Source organism: Mesorhizobium sp. B4-1-4 (genome assembly GCF_006439395.2).
GTDB lineage: Bacteria > Pseudomonadota > Alphaproteobacteria > Rhizobiales > Rhizobiaceae > Mesorhizobium.
In genome coordinates this window covers 5,301,407-5,321,864 of sequence record NZ_CP083950.1, presented here as the reverse complement: position 1 = coordinate 5,321,864, position 20,458 = coordinate 5,301,407, and the positions used below count along the sequence as shown (strand labels likewise).

Annotated in this window: 25 protein-coding genes and 1 pseudogene; 21 read left to right on the top strand and 5 right to left on the bottom strand. The window is 63.7% G+C overall.

Features of this window, described 5'->3' with window-relative positions; all coding sequences use genetic code 11:
- Nucleotides 1-2: 2 nt before the first annotated feature.
- Nucleotides 3-257 (bottom strand): acyl carrier protein, encoded by a 255-nt coding sequence (locus tag FJW03_RS25655; protein ID WP_140491308.1) that lies wholly within the window; start codon nucleotides 255-257, stop codon nucleotides 3-5.
- A gap of 202 nt (nucleotides 258-459) precedes the next feature.
- On the opposite strand from FJW03_RS25655, the gene FJW03_RS25650 reads away from it, so the two are divergent.
- Genes FJW03_RS25650 through FJW03_RS25630 form a run of 5 tightly spaced genes read left to right on the top strand, consistent with a single transcriptional unit; the run spans nucleotide 460 to nucleotide 2,818 of the window.
- The gene (locus FJW03_RS25650; RefSeq protein WP_140766671.1) at nucleotides 460-1,302 is read left to right on the top strand and encodes an urease accessory protein UreD; all 843 of its coding nucleotides are present in this window, start codon (nucleotides 460-462) and stop codon (nucleotides 1,300-1,302) included.
- A gap of 13 nt (nucleotides 1,303-1,315) precedes the next feature.
- On the top strand, nucleotides 1,316-1,618 hold the full coding sequence (locus FJW03_RS25645) for an urease subunit gamma (protein WP_140612676.1): 303 nt from the start codon (nucleotides 1,316-1,318) through the stop codon (nucleotides 1,616-1,618).
- A 10-nt stretch (nucleotides 1,619-1,628) separates the two neighbouring features.
- Nucleotides 1,629-1,883, top strand: coding sequence for a DUF1272 domain-containing protein (locus FJW03_RS25640; RefSeq protein ID WP_140694112.1), 255 nt, complete (start codon nucleotides 1,629-1,631; stop codon nucleotides 1,881-1,883).
- A 35-nt stretch (nucleotides 1,884-1,918) separates the two neighbouring features.
- Nucleotides 1,919-2,506, top strand: a complete 588-nt coding sequence (locus FJW03_RS25635; protein ID WP_140766670.1) for a HupE/UreJ family protein — start codon at nucleotides 1,919-1,921, stop codon at nucleotides 2,504-2,506.
- A gap of 6 nt (nucleotides 2,507-2,512) precedes the next feature.
- Complete coding sequence (locus FJW03_RS25630) at nucleotides 2,513-2,818, top strand: urease subunit beta (protein ID WP_140612682.1); 306 nt, start codon at nucleotides 2,513-2,515, stop codon at nucleotides 2,816-2,818.
- Between the two features lie 98 nt (nucleotides 2,819-2,916).
- Here FJW03_RS25630 and FJW03_RS25625 read toward each other — a convergent pair whose 3' ends face one another.
- Both FJW03_RS25625 and FJW03_RS25620 read right to left on the bottom strand, forming a co-directional pair.
- Nucleotides 2,917-3,411: a hypothetical protein gene (locus FJW03_RS25625; protein ID WP_140612684.1), complete on the bottom strand. Its 495-nt coding sequence runs from the start codon at nucleotides 3,409-3,411 to the stop codon at nucleotides 2,917-2,919.
- 111 nt (nucleotides 3,412-3,522) lie between these two features.
- Complete coding sequence (locus tag FJW03_RS25620; RefSeq protein ID WP_140766669.1) at nucleotides 3,523-3,900, bottom strand: hypothetical protein; 378 nt, start codon at nucleotides 3,898-3,900, stop codon at nucleotides 3,523-3,525.
- Between the two features lie 167 nt (nucleotides 3,901-4,067).
- Here FJW03_RS25620 and ureC point away from each other — a divergent pair, with 167 nt between their 5' ends.
- The 8 genes and pseudogenes from ureC (at nucleotide 4,068) to FJW03_RS25580 (ending at nucleotide 10,279) form a co-directional block, all read left to right on the top strand.
- On the top strand, nucleotides 4,068-5,780 hold the full coding sequence (gene ureC / locus FJW03_RS25615) for an urease subunit alpha (RefSeq protein WP_140766668.1): 1,713 nt from the start codon (nucleotides 4,068-4,070) through the stop codon (nucleotides 5,778-5,780).
- A 98-nt stretch (nucleotides 5,781-5,878) separates the two neighbouring features.
- Complete coding sequence (locus FJW03_RS25610; RefSeq protein WP_140766667.1) at nucleotides 5,879-6,472, top strand: hypothetical protein; 594 nt, start codon at nucleotides 5,879-5,881, stop codon at nucleotides 6,470-6,472.
- Between the two features lie 42 nt (nucleotides 6,473-6,514).
- Entirely contained in the window at nucleotides 6,515-7,120 is a 606-nt protein-coding gene (locus FJW03_RS25605) for a glutathione S-transferase family protein (protein WP_140766666.1), read from the top strand.
- Nucleotides 7,117-7,701, top strand: a complete 585-nt coding sequence (gene ureE / locus FJW03_RS25600) for an urease accessory protein UreE (protein ID WP_140766665.1) — start codon at nucleotides 7,117-7,119, stop codon at nucleotides 7,699-7,701. Before FJW03_RS25605 ends, ureE begins: the two co-directional genes overlap by 4 nt.
- Nucleotides 7,694-8,365 carry an urease accessory protein UreF gene (locus FJW03_RS25595; protein WP_140766664.1) on the top strand — a complete coding sequence of 224 codons (672 nt, stop codon included), beginning with the start codon at nucleotides 7,694-7,696 and terminating at the stop codon, nucleotides 8,363-8,365. Before ureE ends, FJW03_RS25595 begins: the two co-directional genes overlap by 8 nt.
- A complete protein-coding gene (locus FJW03_RS25590) occupies nucleotides 8,362-8,802 on the top strand; it encodes a DUF3995 domain-containing protein (RefSeq protein ID WP_140766663.1) in 441 nt (146 codons plus the stop codon). Before FJW03_RS25595 ends, FJW03_RS25590 begins: the two co-directional genes overlap by 4 nt.
- Nucleotides 8,799-9,413 (top strand): annotated as a pseudogene (gene ureG, locus FJW03_RS25585) (urease accessory protein UreG); the annotation flags it as partial. The gene FJW03_RS25590 and the pseudogene ureG, both read left to right, overlap by 4 nt.
- 98 nt (nucleotides 9,414-9,511) lie before the next feature.
- Nucleotides 9,512-10,279 carry a class II aldolase and adducin N-terminal domain-containing protein gene (locus tag FJW03_RS25580; protein WP_140766662.1) on the top strand — a complete coding sequence of 256 codons (768 nt, stop codon included), beginning with the start codon at nucleotides 9,512-9,514 and terminating at the stop codon, nucleotides 10,277-10,279.
- A gap of 205 nt (nucleotides 10,280-10,484) precedes the next feature.
- Here the strand turns inward: FJW03_RS25580 and FJW03_RS25575 are convergent, their stop codons facing one another.
- The gene (locus FJW03_RS25575; protein WP_140694098.1) at nucleotides 10,485-11,117 is read right to left on the bottom strand and encodes an HAD family hydrolase; all 633 of its coding nucleotides are present in this window, start codon (nucleotides 11,115-11,117) and stop codon (nucleotides 10,485-10,487) included.
- A 244-nt stretch (nucleotides 11,118-11,361) separates the two neighbouring features.
- On the opposite strand from FJW03_RS25575, the gene FJW03_RS25570 reads away from it, so the two are divergent.
- Nucleotides 11,362-12,321, top strand: a complete 960-nt coding sequence (locus FJW03_RS25570) for a sugar-binding transcriptional regulator (RefSeq protein WP_140612702.1) — start codon at nucleotides 11,362-11,364, stop codon at nucleotides 12,319-12,321.
- 64 nt (nucleotides 12,322-12,385) lie between these two features.
- Here FJW03_RS25570 and FJW03_RS25565 read toward each other — a convergent pair whose 3' ends face one another.
- Complete coding sequence (locus FJW03_RS25565; protein WP_140694191.1) at nucleotides 12,386-12,571, bottom strand: hypothetical protein; 186 nt, start codon at nucleotides 12,569-12,571, stop codon at nucleotides 12,386-12,388.
- A 110-nt stretch (nucleotides 12,572-12,681) separates the two neighbouring features.
- On the opposite strand from FJW03_RS25565, the gene gcvA reads away from it, so the two are divergent.
- From gcvA to FJW03_RS25530, 7 genes are all read left to right on the top strand, one after another.
- Nucleotides 12,682-13,587, top strand: a complete 906-nt coding sequence (gene gcvA, locus FJW03_RS25560) for a transcriptional regulator GcvA (RefSeq protein WP_140766661.1) — start codon at nucleotides 12,682-12,684, stop codon at nucleotides 13,585-13,587.
- Nucleotides 13,588-13,813: 226 nt separating this feature from the next.
- Nucleotides 13,814-15,124: an ABC transporter substrate-binding protein gene (locus FJW03_RS25555; RefSeq protein WP_140612708.1), complete on the top strand. Its 1,311-nt coding sequence runs from the start codon at nucleotides 13,814-13,816 to the stop codon at nucleotides 15,122-15,124.
- Nucleotides 15,125-15,246: 122 nt separating this feature from the next.
- Complete coding sequence (locus FJW03_RS25550) at nucleotides 15,247-16,119, top strand: carbohydrate ABC transporter permease (RefSeq protein ID WP_140766660.1); 873 nt, start codon at nucleotides 15,247-15,249, stop codon at nucleotides 16,117-16,119.
- 10 nt (nucleotides 16,120-16,129) lie between these two features.
- Nucleotides 16,130-16,954 (top strand): carbohydrate ABC transporter permease, encoded by an 825-nt coding sequence (locus tag FJW03_RS25545; RefSeq protein ID WP_140744038.1) that lies wholly within the window; start codon nucleotides 16,130-16,132, stop codon nucleotides 16,952-16,954.
- Nucleotides 16,955-17,020: 66 nt separating this feature from the next.
- On the top strand, nucleotides 17,021-18,019 hold the full coding sequence (locus tag FJW03_RS25540; protein WP_140612714.1) for an ABC transporter ATP-binding protein: 999 nt from the start codon (nucleotides 17,021-17,023) through the stop codon (nucleotides 18,017-18,019).
- A gap of 2 nt (nucleotides 18,020-18,021) precedes the next feature.
- Nucleotides 18,022-18,792, top strand: coding sequence for an L-iditol 2-dehydrogenase (locus tag FJW03_RS25535; protein WP_140694094.1), 771 nt, complete (start codon nucleotides 18,022-18,024; stop codon nucleotides 18,790-18,792).
- 175 nt (nucleotides 18,793-18,967) lie between these two features.
- A complete protein-coding gene (locus FJW03_RS25530; protein ID WP_140765261.1) occupies nucleotides 18,968-20,446 on the top strand; it encodes a mannitol dehydrogenase family protein in 1,479 nt (492 codons plus the stop codon).
- The last annotated feature ends 12 nt before the right edge of the window (nucleotides 20,447-20,458 follow it).

Genomic DNA, 20,458 nt, shown 5'->3' with positions numbered 1-20,458 from the left:
GGTCAGGCTTTTTTCGCGATCAGCGCGCGAACGGCCTCGACCATGTCGCCAACATTCTTGAGATTGCTCCAGGCATCGACGGTGTTCATCTCGATCTCGATGCCATACTGCTCCTCGAGATCGAAGATGATCTCCGTCAGCTCCAGAGAATGGATGCCGAGCGCCGTCAATTCGGTGCTGGTGGTGATTTCTTCACCGCCCGGCTCGGCATGGGCCTTGATCTTCTCGATGATTTCCGTTGCCAGCTGGTCAGCCATACGGTTTCTTCCCCACTTTGTCGTTTCCCGACGCCAACTGAACAGCGCCTTGTTGTCCTCGATATCAGGCCGCGACCGTCGCCTTACACCCCCGCCAGGCATCGCGTGACCGCACCAAGGTGGCTCCCTCTATAGAAACGGAAACGCCATCAAGCAACAAGCTATATATCGACAAAACCGCCGCAGTGCTTAACCTGACGGCGTGGACACCATCGAATATACGAGGTTTTCGGCCCCTCGCGCCCAGCGCGCCGCGGGCCTGGCACAGCTGGGCTGCGCCAGCGCAGGCGGCCGCACGCGGCTGCGACGCCTCTATCAGGACGGCTCCGCCAAGATCAGGCTGCCGGCCGTTTCGGTCGAGCCGCTGGAAGCGGTCCTGATCAACACCGCCGGCGGACTGACCGGCGGCGATCGCCTCGAATGGGATGTGGATGTCGGCGCGGATGCCAGCGCCACGATAACGACCCAGGCCTGCGAGAAGGTCTATCGCGCCGCATCCGACCATGCCGAAGTGCGGGTCAAGCTGACTGTCGGCGAAAACGGCTGCATCGCCTGGCTGCCGCAGGAAACCATCGTCTTCAACCGGGCGGCCTTCGCCCGCACGCTCGATGTCGAACTTGCCGCCGGAGCCGAGGCGCTGGTGCTGGAAGCGACGGTCTTCGGCCGGCTGGCGATGGGCGAACGCGCCACGCTGGGCACTTTCCGGGACCGCTGGCGAGTTCGCCAGAACGGTTTTCTCATCCATGCCGAGGATTTCCGCATCGGGCCTGACATCGCAGCAAGCATGGCCCGTCCGGCAGTCGCCGGAGGCGCAATCGCCATGGCCACGCTGTTGATGGTGTCGGCGCGGGCCGAGGATTTGCTCGATCCGGTGCGGGAAATCATCGGCGACCGGGGCGGTGCGAGCGCCTGGAGCGTGAAGAGATCTGGCAAGCTTCTTGCGAGGCTCTACGCCGAGGACGGCTACCAGCTGCGCCAGCGGCTGGTTCCGCTCGTCGGATTGCTCAACGGAAGGGCGGGGCTGCCCAAATTATGGTCAATGTGATTCAGGAAACCGCATGAACCTGACGCCGCGAGAGAAGGACAAGCTGTTGATCGCCATGGCGGCGATCGTGGCACGCAAGCGGCTGGAGCGCGGCGTCAAGCTCAACCATCCGGAAGCGATCGCGCTGATTACCGATTTCGTCGTCGAGGGCGCCCGCGACGGCCGCCCGGTCGCCGAACTGATGGAGGCCGGCGCCCATGTCGTCAACCGCGCACAGGTGATGGAAGGAATCGCCGAGATGATCCATGACGTGCAGGTGGAGGCGACCTTCCCCGACGGCACCAAGCTGGTGACCGTGCACCAACCCATCCGGTGAGGAGAGAAAAATGCTTGAACTGCGCCCGAACTGCGAATGCTGCGACAAGGACCTGCCGCCCGGGGCGGCGGATGCGTTGATCTGCACCTTCGAATGCACCTTCTGTGCCGATTGTGTGGAACATGTGCTGGATGGGGTCTGCCCGAACTGCGGCGGCAATTTTTCGGCCCGACCGATCCGACCTGCCGCGATGCTGAAGAAATATCCGGCTTCGACGAAGCGCATCCTCAAGGCCGAAGGCTGCGGCCCGCGCAAGGCCGCGTGACCACCGCGGCACCGCAACCATGAAAGGCAAGTAGAATGATCCCTGCCAAACGCCTCTGCCTCTCTGCGATCCTGTTGATGGCCGCCGCCATGCCGGCCTATGCCCATGTCGGCGTCGGCACCACCTCCTCCCTGATGGCCGGCTTCATGCATCCGCTTTCCGGCCTCGACCACATGACCGCCATGATCGCGGTCGGACTGTGGGCGGCACTCAAGGGCGGCCGAGCGATCTGGGCCTGGCCGCTCGCCTTCATCGGCGTCTTGCTGGGCGGCGCGGCGCTTGGCATGGCCCATGTGCCGATGCCGTTCGTGGAGCCGGGCATACTGGCCTCCGTGGTGGCGCTCGGGCTGCTGGTGGCGCTGGCGGTCGATCTGCCCGTCTCGGCCGGGGTCGCCATCATCGGCCTGTTCGCACTGTTCCACGGGCGCGCCCATGGCACCGAAGTGCCGGAAAATGCCGGCGGGCTCGAGTACATGGCCGGCTTTGCCATCGCCACCGCGCTGCTCCATGCCGTCGGCATCGCCGCCGGCCTGAGCCTTGGCCAGAGGTTGCGTGGCCTGGCTCGCGTTGCGGGCGCGGCCTGCGCGGCGATCGGCGTCGGCCTCGCCTTCGGCGTCGTGTGATATCAGATGATCCCCGGCGAAATCATCCCCGCGCAAGGCGACATCGAACTCAACAAGGGTCTGCCGACCGTCACCCTGAAAGTCGCCAACAGCGGCGACCGGCCGATCCAGGTCGGCAGCCACTATCATTTTTTCGAAACCAATGACGGACTGAAATTCGACCGCGAACAGTCGCGCGGCATGCGCCTCGACATCGCCGCGGGCACGGCCATGCGCTTCGAGCCAGGCCAGGAGCGCGACGTCACGCTGGTGCCGCTTGGCGGCAAGCGCGAGGTCTATGGGTTCCAGCAGAAGGTGATGGGCAAGCTGTGAGTTTTGTGGCGTCTCGTGCGCGGCGCGCACAGCTTCCGAAGGGAAAGCGCCATGCGCTTTTCCCGGGAAACCCGCTTCACATTTCTCCCGGAATCGCTCTAGTCCGACGGCTTGGCGGCCGCGTAGATGACGATCTTCCCGGGATCATCGAACTCCACGGCGAGAACGTCCTCGGCAAGCACGCGCCGCGAATCGATGGCATTGTAAAGCAAGGCGTTGGCCTCGATCTCCTTGCGCAGTTCGGCGACATCCTCCTGATGCTGCCGGACCTTGTTTTCGATAGCCGGCGGCGGACCGCCCTCGCTGCGCGCGGCGTCGGTCAGGAACACGATGTCGACCTTGTCGAGCTTGGACGTCTTGCGCACCGTGCTGATGTTTTCACGCGTGCGGTCGATCGCCGAACTCACTTTGTCGATTTCAGCTGTTGTCTTGGCTTCTTCCTGATTGACCTGCGAGCCTACGATCCGGTCGACGGTTTCAGGACTTTCGAGGCCCTGCGCGTTCAGCGCGGCCTGGGGAAGGCTCGCGGCCAGAAACGCAGCCGCCGCGATGGCATGCAGCCATCGGGAATCGGGCAAGGTGATGACGGTCATCGTTGGCTTTCGGGGTTTGTTTCACTCAGGAAACGAAACGACTCCGGCCCTGCCACGGTTCCCTTCTTGAAGCGATCGGCGGACCGGTTACCGGCCCGCCGCGCCGATTCGTCAGCTGGCTTTCTTGGTGATCAGGGTCAGCGCGCCATTGGGCTCCATGCTGGCCGCGACCACCTGTGCCGAGGTCATTCCCTTGGCCTGAAGGGCGGACTTGACCTTGGGGGTGGCGTCGATCGAACTGCGCAGTTTCTGCAGCCCAGCATCGCCACGCTGGGCGATCACCTGATTGACCTGCGTCTGGGTGTCCTTTGGCAGTTCGGTGATGTCGACAATGTTGACGCTCTGGATCGCCGGCGCGGCCTGTTGGCCGCCGGGCGCCGGCGTTTTCGCCGCAGGGGCGGGCGTGGCCGGGGCGGGCTGTTGCTGGGCACTGGCGGCACCGGCCAGCATCAGGCTGGCGGCGGCTGCAAGAACTATCGATTTGCGCATGGATTTTCCTTCCATCGATTTGGCAAACGGTCGTTTTGGGGTGACCTGCCAACCTCAACCGCCAAATGGGATGAGAAGGTGTCGCCCAGCGGGTCATTGCGTGACCATTGGATGGCGGCAATGTGCAGCCCGGCTTCAACCACAGCGCATTTCGGGAGCAATCGCCGATGGCCAGAATAACCCGTGCCGCCTACGCCCAGATGTATGGTCCGACGGTGGGCGACAAGGTCCGGCTGGCCGACACCGAACTCATCATCGAGGTCGAGAGAGATCTCACCGTTCACGGCGAGGAGGTGAAATTCGGCGGCGGCAAGGTGATCCGCGACGGCATGGGCCAGAGCCAGGTGCCGCGGGCGCAGGGCGCGGTCGACACCGTCATCACCAATGCGCTGGTGATCGATGCCGGCGCCGGCATCTTCAAGGCCGATGTCGGCCTCAGGGGCGGACAAATCGCGGCCATAGGCAAGGCCGGCAATCCAGACACGCAAGACGGTGTCACCATCATCATCGGCCCCGGCACCGAGATCATCGCCGGCGAAGGCAAGATCCTGACCGCGGGTGGTTTCGACGCGCATATCCACTTCATCTGTCCGCAGCAGATCGAGGAAGCGCTGATGAGCGGCATCACCACCATGCTTGGCGGCGGCACCGGTCCGGCGCATGGCACGCTGGCCACCACCTGCACGCCGGGACCATGGCATATGGCCCGCATGATCCAGTCCTTCGACGCCTTCCCGATGAATATCGGCCTGTCGGGCAAGGGCAACGCCTCGCTGCCGGCGTCGCTCGAGGAAATGGTGCTGGGCGGCGCCTGTTCGCTGAAGCTGCATGAAGACTGGGGCACGACGCCGGCGGCGATCGACTGCTGCCTGTCGGTCGCCGACACCTATGACGTACAGGTGATGATCCACACCGACACATTGAATGAATCCGGCTTTGTCGAAAACACCGTGGCGGCGATCAAGGGACGAACCATCCACGCCTTCCACACCGAGGGCGCCGGCGGCGGCCATGCGCCCGACATCATCAAGGTCTGTGGCCTGCCCAACATCATCCCGTCCTCGACAAATCCGACGCGGCCCTACACGGTCAACACGCTGGCCGAGCATCTCGACATGCTGATGGTCTGCCACCATCTGTCGCCGTCGATCCCCGAGGACATCGCCTTTGCCGAAAGCCGCATCCGCAAGGAGACGATCGCGGCGGAGGACATCCTGCACGACATCGGCGCTTTCTCGATCATCTCGTCGGACAGCCAGGCGATGGGCCGGGTCGGCGAGGTGGCGATCCGCACCTGGCAGACCGCCGACAAGATGAAGCGCCAGCGCGGCGCGCTGCCGCAGGAAACCGGCGACAACGACAATTTCCGCGTCCGCCGCTACATCGCCAAATACACGATCAACCCGGCAATCGCGCACGGGCTGTCGAAGGAGATCGGCTCGATCGCGGTCGGAAAACGCGCCGACCTGGTGCTGTGGAACCCTGCCTTCTTCGGCGTCAAGCCGGACATGGTGTTGCTTGGCGGCATGATCGCCGCCGCCCCGATGGGCGACCCCAACGCCTCGATCCCGACGCCGCAGCCGATGCACTATCGGCCGATGTTCGGCGCCTTCGGCAAGGCGAGGACCAATTCATCCGTGACCTTCGTCTCGAAGGCCGCGCTCGAATCCGGTTTGCATGGCCGTCTTGGCGTCGACAAGCAGTTCGTCGCCGTCGAAAACACCCGCGGCGGCATCGGCAAACATTCGATGGTGCTCAACGACGCCACGCCGCATGTCGAGGTCGATCCCGAAACCTACGAGGTGCGCGCGGATGGGGAGTTGTTGACCTGCGAACCGGCAACGGTGCTTCCGATGGCGCAGCGGTATTTTCTGTTTTAAGGCAAAAACGGCGATTGCGACAGGTGCCGCAAAATCCGTTGCAGCAGAGGATTCGACACCGCAATATGCGGCCTCGAAAAGCCGCATCGTGATCACGCATGGCAACTGAACTAGCCTCACCCCACGACATCTTCCCGCATATCCGCATCGTCATGGGCATGGTGATCGGGCTCGGCGTCGCCCGCCTGCTGTCAGGGGTGGCGCGCATCGTCCAGCATCCCGGCCAATACCGGCTCTATCCCGTGCACCTGGCCTGGGTCGCCTCGGTGCTGTTGACGCTGGTGCATTTCTGGTGGTGGGAGTTTGGCCTCTACGCCATCGAAACATGGACCTTCGGCAAGTACCTTTTCATCATCTTCTACGCCATCACGCTGTTCCTGCTCTGCGCGCTGCTGTTTCCGGACTCGATGCTGGACTACACCAGCTACGAGGACTTCTTCTATTCGCGCCGCGCCTGGTTCTTCGGCCTGTTGGCCGCGACCTACCTGCTCGATGTGATCGACACGCTGCTGAAAGGACCGGAGCATTTCGCCCGCTTCGGCAACGAATACCTGTTCCGCACGCCGGTCTTCGTCGCGCTCTGCATCGCCGCGATCCTGGTGCGCGACCGCCGCTTCCACATCGCTTTCGTCGCGGCAGCGCTCATCTACCAGATATCGTTCATCCTGCGGCTCTTCGACACGATCGTATGACTATAGCGGATGGTCTAGAGTCCGGGGAAAAGGCAGGTTCTCATGTACAAGGCCATCGGATCGCGCGGATCGCGGGTCAGCCGCGTTCTCTGGATGCTCGAGGAGCTTGGGCAGCCCTATGAATTCGCCGAGGTCAAACTGCGCTCGCCGGAAGCCTATGCGCTGAACCCGTCGGGCAAGGTGCCGATCCTGATCGACGGCGAGCTGACGGTGACGGATTCGGCGGCGATCTGCGTTTATCTCGCCGACAAGCACGCGGAGAAGGGAATGGGCGCCAGTCCGGGCGTTGCCGGCCGCGCCGAGATGGATTCCTGGATGCATTTTGCCCAGAGCGAGTTCGAGGCGCCGCTGTGGAACAAGCTGCGCCACCGCTTCCTGCTGCCCAAGGAAGTGCGCGTCGATGTCGGCCCCGCCGCGACGTACGACTTTGCCTCGGAGGTCAAGGCCTTGGACCGGCGGCTGGGCGACAGACCGTTCGCGCTCGGCGACCGCTTTTCGGCCGTCGATGTGTTGCTTGGCGACATGGGCGGCTGGGCGCGCGCCGGCCGCTTCCCGATCGACTCCGGCCGCGTCAACGCCTATTTCGACCGGGTGCTGGCGCGGCCCGCCCGTGCGCGGGCACAAGCTAATGGCGGAGCCATGACATGAAGCTCGATATCAAGATCGATTTCACCAAATTCCCGCGCGCCGTTTCGGTGCTGACGGGAAATGAGGCCGGGACCACGGCGCCGGCGGGCCGCGCAGTTCTTGCTCATGACGAGCGGCATCTGCGCCGCCGCGCCATCGAACTCGCCGACGGCAGCAAGGTGCTGGTCGACCTGCCCGAGCCCGTTGCCCTGAACGACGGCGACCGGCTGGTGCTTGAGGATGGCCGCCATATCGAGATCGCCGCCGCGCCGGAAGAGGTCAATGACATCCGCGCCCGCGACGCCGTGCATCTGGCCGAGCTTGCCTGGCACATCGGCAACCGCCATCTGGCGGCGGCGATCGAGGCGCACCGCATCCTCATCCTGCGCGACCACGTCATCAAGGCGATGCTGCAGGGGCTGGGCGCCACGGTGACCGACGTCTCCGAGCCGTTCAAGCCGGTGCGCGGCGCCTATTCCGGCCATGGCGGCGCGCATGGCCATGATCACGGCCACGCTCATGCCCACGCCGAAGCGCACAGTCACAGCCATAGCGAGGCGCATTCACACAGCCATTCGCACGACCATCACGATCATGACTGACCAACCTTCGAATATCGCGCTGCTGCGGCTGATGGCGTGGCTGTCGCCAGCCTTTCCGGTCGGCGGCTTTGCCTATAGCCACGGCCTGGAGCGGGCGATGCATGATGGGCTGATTGCCGATGCCGGGAGCCTCGCCCAATGGCTGGAGACGCTGGTCGAGATGGGCTCCGGCTGGAACGATGCCGTGCTGTTCGCCGAGAGCTGGGGGCGCGCCCGCACAGCCGGCGATCTCGACGACGTCGCGGCGCTGGCCGAGGCGCTCGCCGGCTCGCGGGAACGTCACGCGGAGACCACGCTGCAAGGCGCCGCCTTCCTGAAGGCCGCGGTCGCCTGGCCCGCCCCGGTGCTGGAGCGCTTGCCGGCCGATTGCGCCTATTGCGTCGCCGTCGGCGCCGTGGCCGGCGGCCATGGCATAGGGCTGCAGGACGCGCTGTCCGCTTTCCTGCAAGCCTTCTTCTCCAACCTCGTCCAGGCGGCCATCCGCCTCGGCACCATCGGCCAGAGCGAGGCCACCTTGCTGCTGGCCGGCTTCGAGCCGCTGGCCCTGGCAACCGCCGCCCGTGCTTCCCGCTCGACTTTGGATGATCTCGGCGGCTGCGCCTTCGTCTCCGAAATCATGGCGATGAGGCACGAAACCCAGTATTCGCGACTGTTCCGCTCATGATCCTGCTTGCCTTCATCCTCTCATTCGTCCTGCTGCTGATCACAGCGCTGCACGTCTATTGGGGCATCGGCGGCATCTGGCCGGGCAAGGACGCTGCGAGCTGCGCCCGCGCGGTGGTCGGGTTTCGCGGCGTCGATGAAATGCCGACGCCTTTCGCCAGTTTCGCCGTCGCGGCGTGCCTTTGCCTGGCAACGCTCTGGCCGCTGGCGCTCATCGGCTTCTTTGCCTCGCCCTTTCCCCGCGAGGGCCTAGCCGCCACGTCGCTGCTCATCGGGCTGGTGTTCCTGGGGCGCGGTATTGCCGGCTTCACGCCGTGGTGGCGGCGGCTGGCGCCCGAGCAACCTTTCGCGCGGCTCGACGTCCGCTACTATTCGCCGCTGTGCGTGTTGATCGGGCTCGGCTTCGCAGCCCTTGCCATCATGGAGTTCCCGACATGACCCAGCCCAACGGTCCTCTTCGCATCGGCATTGGCGGCCCGGTCGGCTCCGGCAAGACGACGCTCACCGAAAAACTGTGCAAGGCGCTGCGCGACGAATTTTCCATCGCCGTCGTCACCAACGATATCTACACCAGGGAAGACGCCATGATGCTGGCCCGGCTGCAGGCGCTGCCGGAGGACCGCATCGTCGGCGTCGAGACCGGCGGGTGTCCGCATACCGCCATTCGCGAGGACGCTTCGATCAATTTGCAGGCGATCGCCGAGCTGAACCGCAAATTCCCGAACCTCGACATCATCTTCATCGAATCCGGCGGCGATAACCTTGCCGCCACCTTCTCGCCTGACCTTGCCGATCTCACGCTCTATGTCATCTCGGTCTGCCAGGGTGAAGAAATCCCGCGCAAGGGCGGGCCGGCGATAACCCGCTCCGATTTCCTGATCATCAACAAGAGCGACCTGGCGCCCTATGTGAACGTCAACCTCGATGTCATGGAAAGCGACGCCGCCCGCATGCGCGGCAAGCGGCCGTTCGGCTTCACCGACCTGTCGCGCGGCAAGGGCCTGCAGGAAGTCATCGACTTCATCGTCGAGCATGGCGGGCTGAGGGCGAGCGCTACCGCGAGCACTGCAGCGTGGTCTGCACCAAACGAAAGCGGTTGCGGGCACCAGCGGAGCGCGGCATTCTTGCGAAAACTGGAGGATTTTTCATGAGCATTGCCCGCCTGCCAAGGGAAACGCTGACCAACCTGCCCTTTTACGAGGAGCGCGTCGATCTCGCCTGTGCCTTTCGCTGGACGGCGCGGCTCAACATGCACGAAGCGGTGGCCAACCATTTCTCGCTGGCGGTCAATGAAGGCGGCACAAAGTTCCTGATGAATCCCAACCAGGTGCATTTCTCGCGCATCAAGGCGAGCGACCTGATCGAGATCGATGCCAACGACCCCGACACGCTGTCCGGCCCAAATGCGCCCGACCCGACGGCGTGGGGCCTGCACGGCGCCATCCATCGCAATGTGCCGCACGCGCGCTGCGTCATGCATGTCCATTCCATCCACGCCACGGTGCTGGCCTCGCTCGCCGACTCGACATTGCCGCCGATCGACCAGAATTCGGCGATGTTCTTCAACCGCCATGTCGTCGACGCTCACTATGGCGGGCTGGCCTTCGAGGAAGAGGGCGAACGCTGCTCGCAGCTTCTCACCGATCCGAAGATCAAGGTGATGGTGATGGGCAATCACGGCGTGCTTGTCGTCGGCGATACGGTTGCCGATGCCTTCAACCGTATGTTCTATTTCGAGCGTGCCGCCGAGACCTATATCAAGGCGCTGTGGACCGGTCGGCCGCTGCGCACGCTGTCCGACGCCATCGCCGACAAGGCCGCGGCCGAGATGGACGACTATCCTGGCCAGGCCGAGCGCCACCTCGCCGAGCTGAAGGCGATCCTCGACGAGCAAGAACCGGTCTACCGGAACTGAAGATCCCGCGTTTTAGCTGACGCTGCGGCTCTCGCGAGCTCCACTTGGTTTTGTGAGCTTGGCGCTGCCCCTCACCCTTACCCTCTCCCCGTGAAGAACGGGGAGAGGGGGCCAGCGATGGAGCTTGTCCCTTCTCCCCGTTCTTCACGGGGAGAAGGTGCCGGCAGGCGGATGAGGGGCCGCGCGAACCTATGTTAATTCTCGCTCAGAGCCCGAGTTCCCTGCGCAATTCCACCGCGCTGTTGATGACGATAGCGCCAGGCGGCCCTTCCATCGGCGCTTCCGGCCAGAAGATCGTCTTCATGCCTGCCGCGAGCCCGGCCATGGTACCCGGCCAGCTGTCGTCGACCGCAAACGCGTGCGCGGGATCGACGCCGGCAAGGTAAGCGGCGCGCAGGAAGGGCTCGGCGTGCGGCTTGCCTTCGCGCACATCGTTGCGGCTGATCGACTTCATGCCGGGATAGGTGAGGCCAACCATGCGCAGATTGGCGTCCACGATCATTCGGTCCGAATTGGAAACCACGGCCTGCTGCACGCCAAGCGCCCGCAATTCGTTGAAGACTTCGATGGCGCCGGGGCGCGGCTTCAGGCCCTCGACCAACGGCAGATAATGCTCGTATTTGCGCATGATCCAGTCGTCGAAAGGCATGTCGAGGCCAAATTCGTCGCGCATCATCTCATAGACCGGCCAGGCGGCGACGCCCAGCACGCGCTCGTGCAGGTCGGCTGGCGGTTCGAGGCCGGCATTGTGCATTGCCGCCACGAGAGCGGCCGCGTGCAATGGCTCGCTGTCGACCAGCGTGCCGTCCATGTCCCAGAAAACCGCCTTCGGTGTCATGCAACGCTCCTTTTTGCCATCCCTTAAAGGGTTAGCGCCGAGAGATAAACCATCTGGGCGACAGAACGTGCCATCGGCCGGGACCAAGACCAGCCGCTTTGTCCGACAGACATGGTTGGCGGCAAAATCTCCCAGGCGCGATATCCAAGCATTTGCTCTTGAGATTGACAATTGCGCAGCGGACGGTTCCCTGCGAAACTAGAGGCGGACCGCTCGTGTGACCAGCGGTTTTGGGAGGCAGGACGTGAATACCCGGCAGGATGGCGGCAGCAACAGGCTGGACGACGCGGCGCGCGCCGGCTGGCTCTATTATGTTGCCGGCAACACACAGGACCAGATCGCAGCCACACTCGGCATCTCGCGGCAGACCGCGCAGCGGCTGGTGTCGCTGGCTGTGTCGGAGGGCTTGATCAAGGTCCGCGTCGACCATCCGATCGCCAATTGCCTGGACCTTGCGGCGCGGCTGAAGTCGCGCTTCGCGCTCGACCTCGTCGAGGTTGTGCCGAGCGACCCGACCTCGTCATCGACGACAATCGGCATTGCCGAGGCGGCGGCAGCCGAGATCGAAAGGCGATTGAGATCGCCGAGCCCGATCGTGCTCGCGATCGGCACAGGCCGCACGCTGAAGGCGGCGATCGAACAATTGCCGCCGATGGAGTGTCCGCAGCACAAGGTGGTGTCCTTGACCGGCAACATCTCGCCGGACGGCTCGGCTGCCTTCTACAACGTCATCTTCACCATGGCCGACAGGGTCAAGGCGCGCTCCTTCCCGATGCCGCTGCCGGTCATCGCCTCCTCGCCGCAGGAGCGCGAGATGCTGCTCAACCAGCCGATGATCCAGCCAACGCTGGCGCTCGCCGCCGAGGCCGACGTCACGTTCGTCGGCATCGGCGACCTCGGCCCAAAGGCGCCGCTCTATGAGGACGGCTTCATTTCCGAAACCGAGTTGAAGGCTTTGCAGAAGGCCGGCGGCATCGCCGAGATCGTCGGCTGGGTGTTCGATCGCGACGGGCGGATGATCGAAGGCATCACCAACGACCGCGTGTCGTCGGCGTCGCTGCCGTCGCGAGAGAGGTCGCTGGTCATCGCGCTTGCCATGGGCGAGCGCAAGCTGCCGGGCATACTGGCGGCCGTAAACCGCCGGCTGGTCAACGGGCTCATCACCGATGAGCGGACGGCGACCGCCCTTTTGGCCGGCGTCTGACCGACAGCCGCTGCTGCTGGCGGAACGGGTCGATGCCGTCCGCGTCGCGATAAAACCAACAGGGCTATCTGTGCCGCCCGAAAGGGTCGTTGCCATCGAGGAAACCGAGGTCGCGCTGCAGATGCGGCGACAGGTCCCTGATGTCGAGATGCGCCTTTTTTCTGATCGCGAACCAGCCAAAACCGTCCGTAAGCCACGAAATCCAGCGGTGATCCGGAGCGGGAGTGCACTTTTGTTGCGCCATGGTCATGCTCGTCAACCTTCGCTATCCTGAACCCGAATGACAGGTTGACACTGAATGTCGGTCTTGCCGGCCAGCTTTGCCAATCGAACGTCGATAAGGACCCATAAGGAGGTTTTATGCCGGACCTCAGCTCGCGCCAGGTTTCGCAACTCCCGCCGCTGCAGGCGATCCGGGTGTTCGAAGCCGTGGCGCGGCATCTTTCCTTCACCAAGGCCGCCGAGGAGCTCGCCATGACGCAGGCGGCGGTCAGCTATCAGATCAAGGTTCTGGAGGAGCGGATCGGAGCGCCGCTGTTCCTGAGGCGCCCACGCCAGATCGCGCTGACCGAGGCCGGACAGCGCCTTGCGCCAGCTGTCAGCGAAGCCTTTGCCATTCTCGGCCAGGCCTACGCCGCGGCGCGTGGCGGCGCAGATGGTTTGCTGTGCGTCACGACTGTGCTGACCTTCGCCTCGAACTGGCTGGCGCACCACCTCGGCTCTTTCCAGATCGCTCATCCTTTCCTTGCGGTGCGGCTGGAGACGTCAAGTCGATTGACGGATTTCGCTCGCGAGGACGTCGACCTCGCCATCCGTTCGGGCGGCGGCAAATGGCCGGGGCTGGAAGCCCACAAGCTGCTTGACGCCGATTTCACGCCGATGCTGAGCCCCAAGCTCGCGGCGAGCATTGGCGGCATCAAGGAGCCGGCCGACCTGCTGCGGCTGCCAATCCTCGATCCCGGTGACATCTGGTGGACACAGTGGTTCGAAACCGCCGGCGTGCACGCGCACGACCTTGCCAAGCGGCCCGGCAGCAGCATGGGCGCGCAGGCCTACGAGGCCAATGCCGCGATCGCCGGCCATGGCGTGGCGATCCTGACCAGAGCGCTGTTCAAGGCCGAACTCGCCGACGGCCGCCTGATCCAGCCCTTCGACCTAGTAGGCGACGATGGCCACGCCTACTGGCTGGTCTATCCCGAGGCGCGCCGCAATGTGCCGAAGATCCGCGCCTTCCGGGACTGGCTGTTGGCTGAAATCGCCTGCTGATCGGCAGGCGACGGAACCAACATAGATTTCAAAGATTTTGATCCCACTGCCTGACTTCAGGCGGCGGCAACCCGGCCATCGCGCCCCCCGATCCTCGGCCGTTCGTCGCCATTCCTGGGTCGCGTGCTGCGCTGCAGCATCGAATCCGTCTTGACATAATTAAGACTAAGTGAGTAATTGCTCATAGCCAAGGCAAATGCTCATCTTGGTTTATGGGAGGAATTTGATGAAACTTCGCACGCTCACCCTGGGCTTGTTGTCGGCCAGCGCCCTCGCCTTCGCCGCACATGCCGAATCCATCACTATCGCCACCGTCAACAATGGCGATATGGTCCGCATGCAGAAGCTGACCGACGACTTCACCAAGGCCAATCCCGACATCCAGCTCAACTGGGTCACGCTCGAGGAAAACGTGCTGCGTGAGCGCGTCACCACGGACATCGCCACCAAGGGCGGCCAGTATGACGTGATGACCATCGGCACCTATGAGGTTCCGATCTGGGCCAAGCAAAGCTGGCTCCTACCGCTCGACAAGCTCGGCGACGACTATGATGTCAAGGATATCATCCCGGCCATTGCCGGCGGCCTTACGGTCGACGGCAAGCTCTATGCGGCGCCTTTCTACGGCGAGAGTTCCTTCGTCATGTACCGCAAGGACCTGATGGACAAGGCCGGGCTGAAGATGCCCGATGCCCCGACCTGGGACTTCATCAAGCAGGCCGCCGACAAGATGACCGACCGCGCCAACGGCGTGAATGGCGTGTGCCTGCGCGGCAAGGCCGGCTGGGGCGAGAACATGGCCTTCCTGACCGCGATGTCGAACTCTTTCGGCGCCCGCTGGTTCGACGAGAACTGGAAGCCGCAGTTCGACCAGCCCGAATGGAAGAAGACGCTGCAGTTCTACGTCGACCTGATGAAGGCCGACGGCCCCGAGGGCGCTTCGTCGAACGGCTTCAACGAGAACCTGGCGCTGTTCCAGCAGGGCAAGTGCGGCATGTGGATCGACGCCACCGTCGCGGCGTCCTTCGTCTCCGATCCGAAGAACTCGACCGTCGCCGACAAGGTCGGCTATGCGCTGGCGCCCGACAACGGCCTGGGCAAGCGCGGCAACTGGCTGTGGGCCTGGTCGCTGGCCATTCCCGCCGGCACCAAGAAGGCTGACGCCGCAGAGAAGTTCGTGTCGTGGGCGACCAGCAAGCACTATGCGGAGCTCGTCGCGTCGAAGGAAGGCTGGGCCAACGTTCCTCCGGGCACGCGCTCCTCGCTCTACGCCAACCCCGAGTACCAGAAGGCGGCTCCGTTCGCCAAGATGACGCTGGAGTCCATCAACGCCGCCGATCCGACGCATCCGACCGTCAAGCCGGTGCCCTATGTCGGCGTGCAGTTTGTCGCCATCCCTGAGTTCCAGGGTCTTGGCACCACCGTCGGCCAGCTCTTCTCGGCGGCTCTTGCCGGCCAGTCGAGCGTCGACGATGCGCTGAAGCAGGCCCAGGACGCCGCCACCGCGACGATGACCGAGGGCGGGTATATCAAGTAAGGCTCCTCCCGGTGCCGAATGCCGGCCAGCTTGCTGACCGGCAACGGCCGCCCGAAACCCAGTTCGGGCGGCCGTCTTCAATGCCTATGAAAATTCAGCCTGATCCTTGAAGGGTGACCGTCATGGCTACTCAGCAGACCCGTTCGCTTGCCCGATTCATGATGGCGCCTTCCGTGGTGCTGCTGTTCGTCTGGATGATCGTGCCGCTGATCTTCACCATCTGGTTCTCATTCCTCCAGTACAACCCGCTCAATCCGGTCCGCGATGGATTTGTCTGGTTCTCCAATTACAAGCTCTTCTATTCCAACCCGGCCTTCCTGCAATCGATCCTCAACACGCTCACACTCGTCATCAGCGTGCTGCTGATCACGGTGATCGGCGGCATCCTGCTGGCGCTGCTCATCGATCAGCCGATGTGGGGCCAGGGGATCGTGCGCATCCTCGTCATCTCGCCGTTCTTCGTCATGCCGCCGGTGGCCGCATTGGTCTGGAAGAACATGATCATGCACCCGCAATATGGCGTGTTCGCCGACATAGCGCGCTTCTTCGGGGCACAACCAATCGACTGGTTCGGGCAGCATCCGATGACGGCGATCATCATCATCGTCGCCTGGCAGTGGCTGCCTTTCGCGACATTGATCCTGCTCACCGCGCTGCAGTCGCTCGACGGCGAGCAGAAGGAAGCCGCCGAGATGGACGGCGCCGGCTTCATCAGCCGCTTCATCTATCTGACGCTGCCGCACATGTCGCGGGCGATCACCGTCGTCATCCTGATCCAGACGATCTTCCTGCTCTCGGTCTATGCCGAAATCCTGGTCACCACCAATGGCGGCCCCGGCTACGCCTCCACCAACCTGCCCTTCCTCGTTTACCAGAAGGCGCTGCTGGAGTTCAAAATCGGCCAGGCATCCGCGGGCGGTGTGATCGCCGTCATTCTCGCCAACATCGTCGCCTTCTTCGCCATGCGCGCCGTCGGCAAGAACCTGGACAGATAAGGAGGAAAAGATGGCACGCGCAGTCACCACCCGGCACAAGACCATCGCGACGGCGGCCGCCTGGATCGTCGCCCTGCTGATCTTTTTCCCGATCCTCTATACGATCATCACCTCGTTCAAGTCGGAACAGGAGGCGATCCAGGGCTTCAACCTGATCCCGTCGGGGACATTCGAGAGCTATTCCGAGGTTCAGGCGCAGAGCGGCTACTTCAAATTCTTCCTGAACTCGGTGCTGCTCTCGGTCGGCTCGACCATCCTGGCCCTGCTGGTCGCCATACCGGCGGCGTGGTCGATGGCGTTCTCGCCGACCAAGCGGACCAAGGACATCTTGATGTGGATGCTGTCCACCAAGATGATGCCGGCGGTCGCCGTGCTGTTCCCGATCTACCTGATCTTCCGCGACACCGGCCTTCTCGACAGCCGCATCGGCCTGATGGTGATGCTGATGCTGATCAACCTGCCGATCGTGGTGTGGATGCTCTACACCTACTTTCGCGAAATCCCTGGCGAGATTTTGGAAGCGGCGCGCATGGACGGCGCCTCGCTATGGAACGAGATCATCTATGTGCTGACCCCGATGGCGGTGCCGGGCATTGCCTCGACCATGCTGCTCAACATCATCCTGGCCTGGAACGAGGCGTTCTGGACGATCCGCCTGACCACCACGGATGCCGCGCCGCTCACCGCCTTCATCAGTTCGTTCTCCAGCCCGCAAGGCCTGTTCTGGGCCAAGCTTTCGGCGGCCTCGACGCTGGCGATCGCGCCGATCCTGATCATGGGCTGGTTCAGCCAGAAACAGCTGGTGCGCGGCCTGACATTCGGTGCCGTGAAATAGCGGGCATACCGTAGGCAGCGCCACGAACAAACAGACGGCGGACAATAACCCCTCGGGGAGGAAACCATGGGAAACATCACGCTCAAGAACGTCTCCAAATCCTTCGGATCGACGTCCATCATCCCAGGCCTCGACCTGGTGATCGAGAATGGCGAGTTCGTCGTCTTCGTCGGCCCGTCGGGTTGCGGCAAGTCCACGCTGCTGCGGCTGATCGCCGGGCTGGAGGACACCAGCGGCGGCACCATCAACATCGACGGCCGTGACGTCACCGGCGAGGCGCCGGCCAAGCGCAAGCTCGCGATGGTGTTCCAGTCCTATGCGCTCTATCCGCACATGACCGTGGCCAAGAACATCGCCTTCCCGCTGAAGATGGCGGGCGAGGATCAGGCGACGATCGACAAGAAGGTGAAGGATGCGGCGCGCGTCCTGAACCTCACCAACTACCTCGAGCGCCGCCCGGGTCAGCTCTCCGGCGGCCAGCGCCAGCGCGTCGCCATCGGCCGCGCCATCGTGCGCCAGCCCTCGGCCTTCCTGTTCGACGAGCCGCTGTCCAACCTCGACGCGGCGCTGCGCGGCACGATGCGGCTGGAGATCAGCGAACTGCACCACCAGCTCAAGACCACGATGATCTACGTTACCCACGACCAGGTCGAGGCCATGACCATGGCAGACAAGATCGTCGTGCTGAACGCCGGCAACATCGAGCAGGTCGGCTCGCCGATGGAGCTCTACAAAAGCCCGAACAATCTGTTCGTCGCCGGCTTCATCGGTTCGCCGAAAATGAACCTCATCGAGGGCGCGCCCGCCACCAAATACGGCGCCAAGACCATCGGCATCCGACCCGAGCACATGCAGATCTCGACGACGGCGGGCGACTGGAAGGCGACCGTCGGCGTTGCCGAGCATTTGGGATCCGACACGTTCCTGCATGTCCAAGCCGATGGCGTGGGCCCACTGACGGTCCGCGCCGACGGCGAACTGGCTGTCCATCACGGCGACACAATCTACCTGACGCCAGACAAGGCCAAGCTGCATCGCTTCGGTCCTGACGGAAAGGCGATGTAAGCATGCGACTGGCTGGCAAATCGGCGCTGATCACGGGTTCGGCGCGCGGCATCGGCAAGGCCTTCGCCGAAGCCTATGTGCGCGAAGGCGCTATCGTCGCGATTGCCGACATCAACCTCGAGGCCGCGCAGAAGACAGCCGCCGAGATTGGCGGCGGCACCTATGCGGTGAAGCTCGACGTCACGGATCAGGCATCCATCGATGCCGCGGTAAAGGCGGTGGAGGACAAGGCCGGTGGCCTCGACATCCTGATCAACAACGCCGCCTTGTTCGATTTGGCGCCGATCGTCGAGATCTCCCGGGCGAGCTACGACAAGCTGTTCTCGGTCAATGTCGCCGGCACGCTGTTCACGCTGCAGGCGGCGGCACGCTCGATGATCGCGCGGGGCAAGGGCGGCAGGATCATCAATATGGCGAGCCAGGCCGGACGACGCGGCGAGGCCCTGGTGGGCGTCTATTGCGCCACCAAGGCCGCCGTCATCTCGCTGACCCAGTCGGCGGGGCTCGACCTCATCAAGCATCGCATCAACGTCAACGCCATCGCGCCCGGCGTCGTCGATGGCGAGCACTGGGACCACGTCGATTCACTGTTTGCCAAATACGAGAACCGGCCGAGGGGCGAAAAGAAGAAACTGGTCGGCGAGAGCGTGCCTTACGGCCGCATGGGCACGGCGCAGGATCTCACAGGTATGGCGGTGTTTCTGGCCAGCAGCGACGCCGAATACATCGTCGCCCAGACCTACAACGTCGATGGCGGCCAGTGGATGAGTTGAGGGGGTGAAAGCGCTCTTCTCCCCGTCCTTCACGGGGAGAAGATGCCGGCAGGCAGATGAGGGGCATCGCAGCCATCGGAAGCGTTGGCGCTGCCCCTCACCCTTACCCACTCCCCGTGAAGGACGGGGAGAGGGAGAATGATCAAGGCCGCAGCCCGGCCGAAGGGTAAAGCAGATGACCGTGAAACTCTCTTCTTCCAATCTCGCCAGGCTTCCCGCCAATGTCGCGGGACCGAAATACGACCGTTCCAAATTGAAGGCCGGCATCGTGCATTTCGGCGTCGGCAACTTTCATCGCTCGCATCAGGCCGTCTATCTCGACGACCTGTTCAATGCGGGGCTCGGCCAAGATTGGGCGCTGGTCGGCGCCGGCGTTTTCGCCGGCGAGAAGATCGGCCGCGGTAAGCTGGAAGAGCAGGACTGGCTGACCACCGTGGTCGAGCAGGATGAAGGCCATATGAGCGCCCGCGTCACCGGCGCGATGATCGATTTCCTGATGCCGGGCGATGCGGCCGGAATCATCGAACGGCTGGCCGACCCGGCGATCAAGATCGTTTCGCTGACCATCACCGAAGGCGGCTATTTCATCGATCCGGCCTCCGGCGTCTTCAATCCGACCCATCCCGACATCGTCGCCGACGCCCAGCCGGGCGCTGTGCCGAAGACGGTGTTCGGCATCATCCTCGCCGGCCTGATGCGCCGCCGCGGCGACGGCATCGTGCCGTTCACCGTGATGTCCTGCGACAACATCCCTCACAACGGCCATGTCACCTCGGATGGGGTCATTGGGCTCGCCCGCCTGATCGACGAGGACCTGGCGACCTGGGTCAGCGACAATGTCGCCTTTCCGAACGCCATGGTCGACCGCATCACGCCGGCCACCACGGATCGCGAGCGCGACATCCTGGCCAAGGACTTTGGCGTAGAGGACAATTGGCCGGTATTCTGCGAACCGTTCAAGCAATGGGTGCTGGAGGACCATTTCACCGCCGGTCGCCCAGCGCTGGAGAAGGTCGGCGTGCAGTTCGTCAGGGATGTCGCTCCCTATGAATTGATGAAGATCCGCATCCTCAATGGCGGCCATGCCACCATCGCCTATCCCGCCGGGCTGATGGACATCCATTTCGTTCATGAGGCGATGCAGGAGCCGCTGGTTCGCGGCTTTCTCGACAAGCTCGAACATGACGAGATCATTCCGACCGTGCCGCCGGTGCCGGACACGGTGCTGGAGGATTACTATCAACTCATCGAGAAGCGCTTTTCCAACCCCAAGATCGGCGACACGGTGCGCCGGCTTTGCCTGGACGGCTCCAACCGCCAGCCGAAATTCATCATCCCGACCATCGCCGACCGCCTGAAGGCGGGAAAAAGCGTCGCCGGCCTGGCGCTGGAATCGGCGCTCTGGTGCCGCTACTGCTTCGGTACGACCGATAGCGGCGCCGTCATCGAGCCGAACGACCCGAGTTGGGACCGGCTGCAGGCGACGGCAAAGGCGGCGAAGGACGCACCCGCCGCCTGGCTGGCCATGGACGACATCTATGGCGATGTCGGCCGCGCCACGGCGTTCATCGAGGCGTTTGCCCATGCGCTCAACGTGCTGTGGGCGAATGGCGCCCGCGCCACGCTGACACGCTATCTCGACGGCAAGCTCTGAGAGCCATTCGAT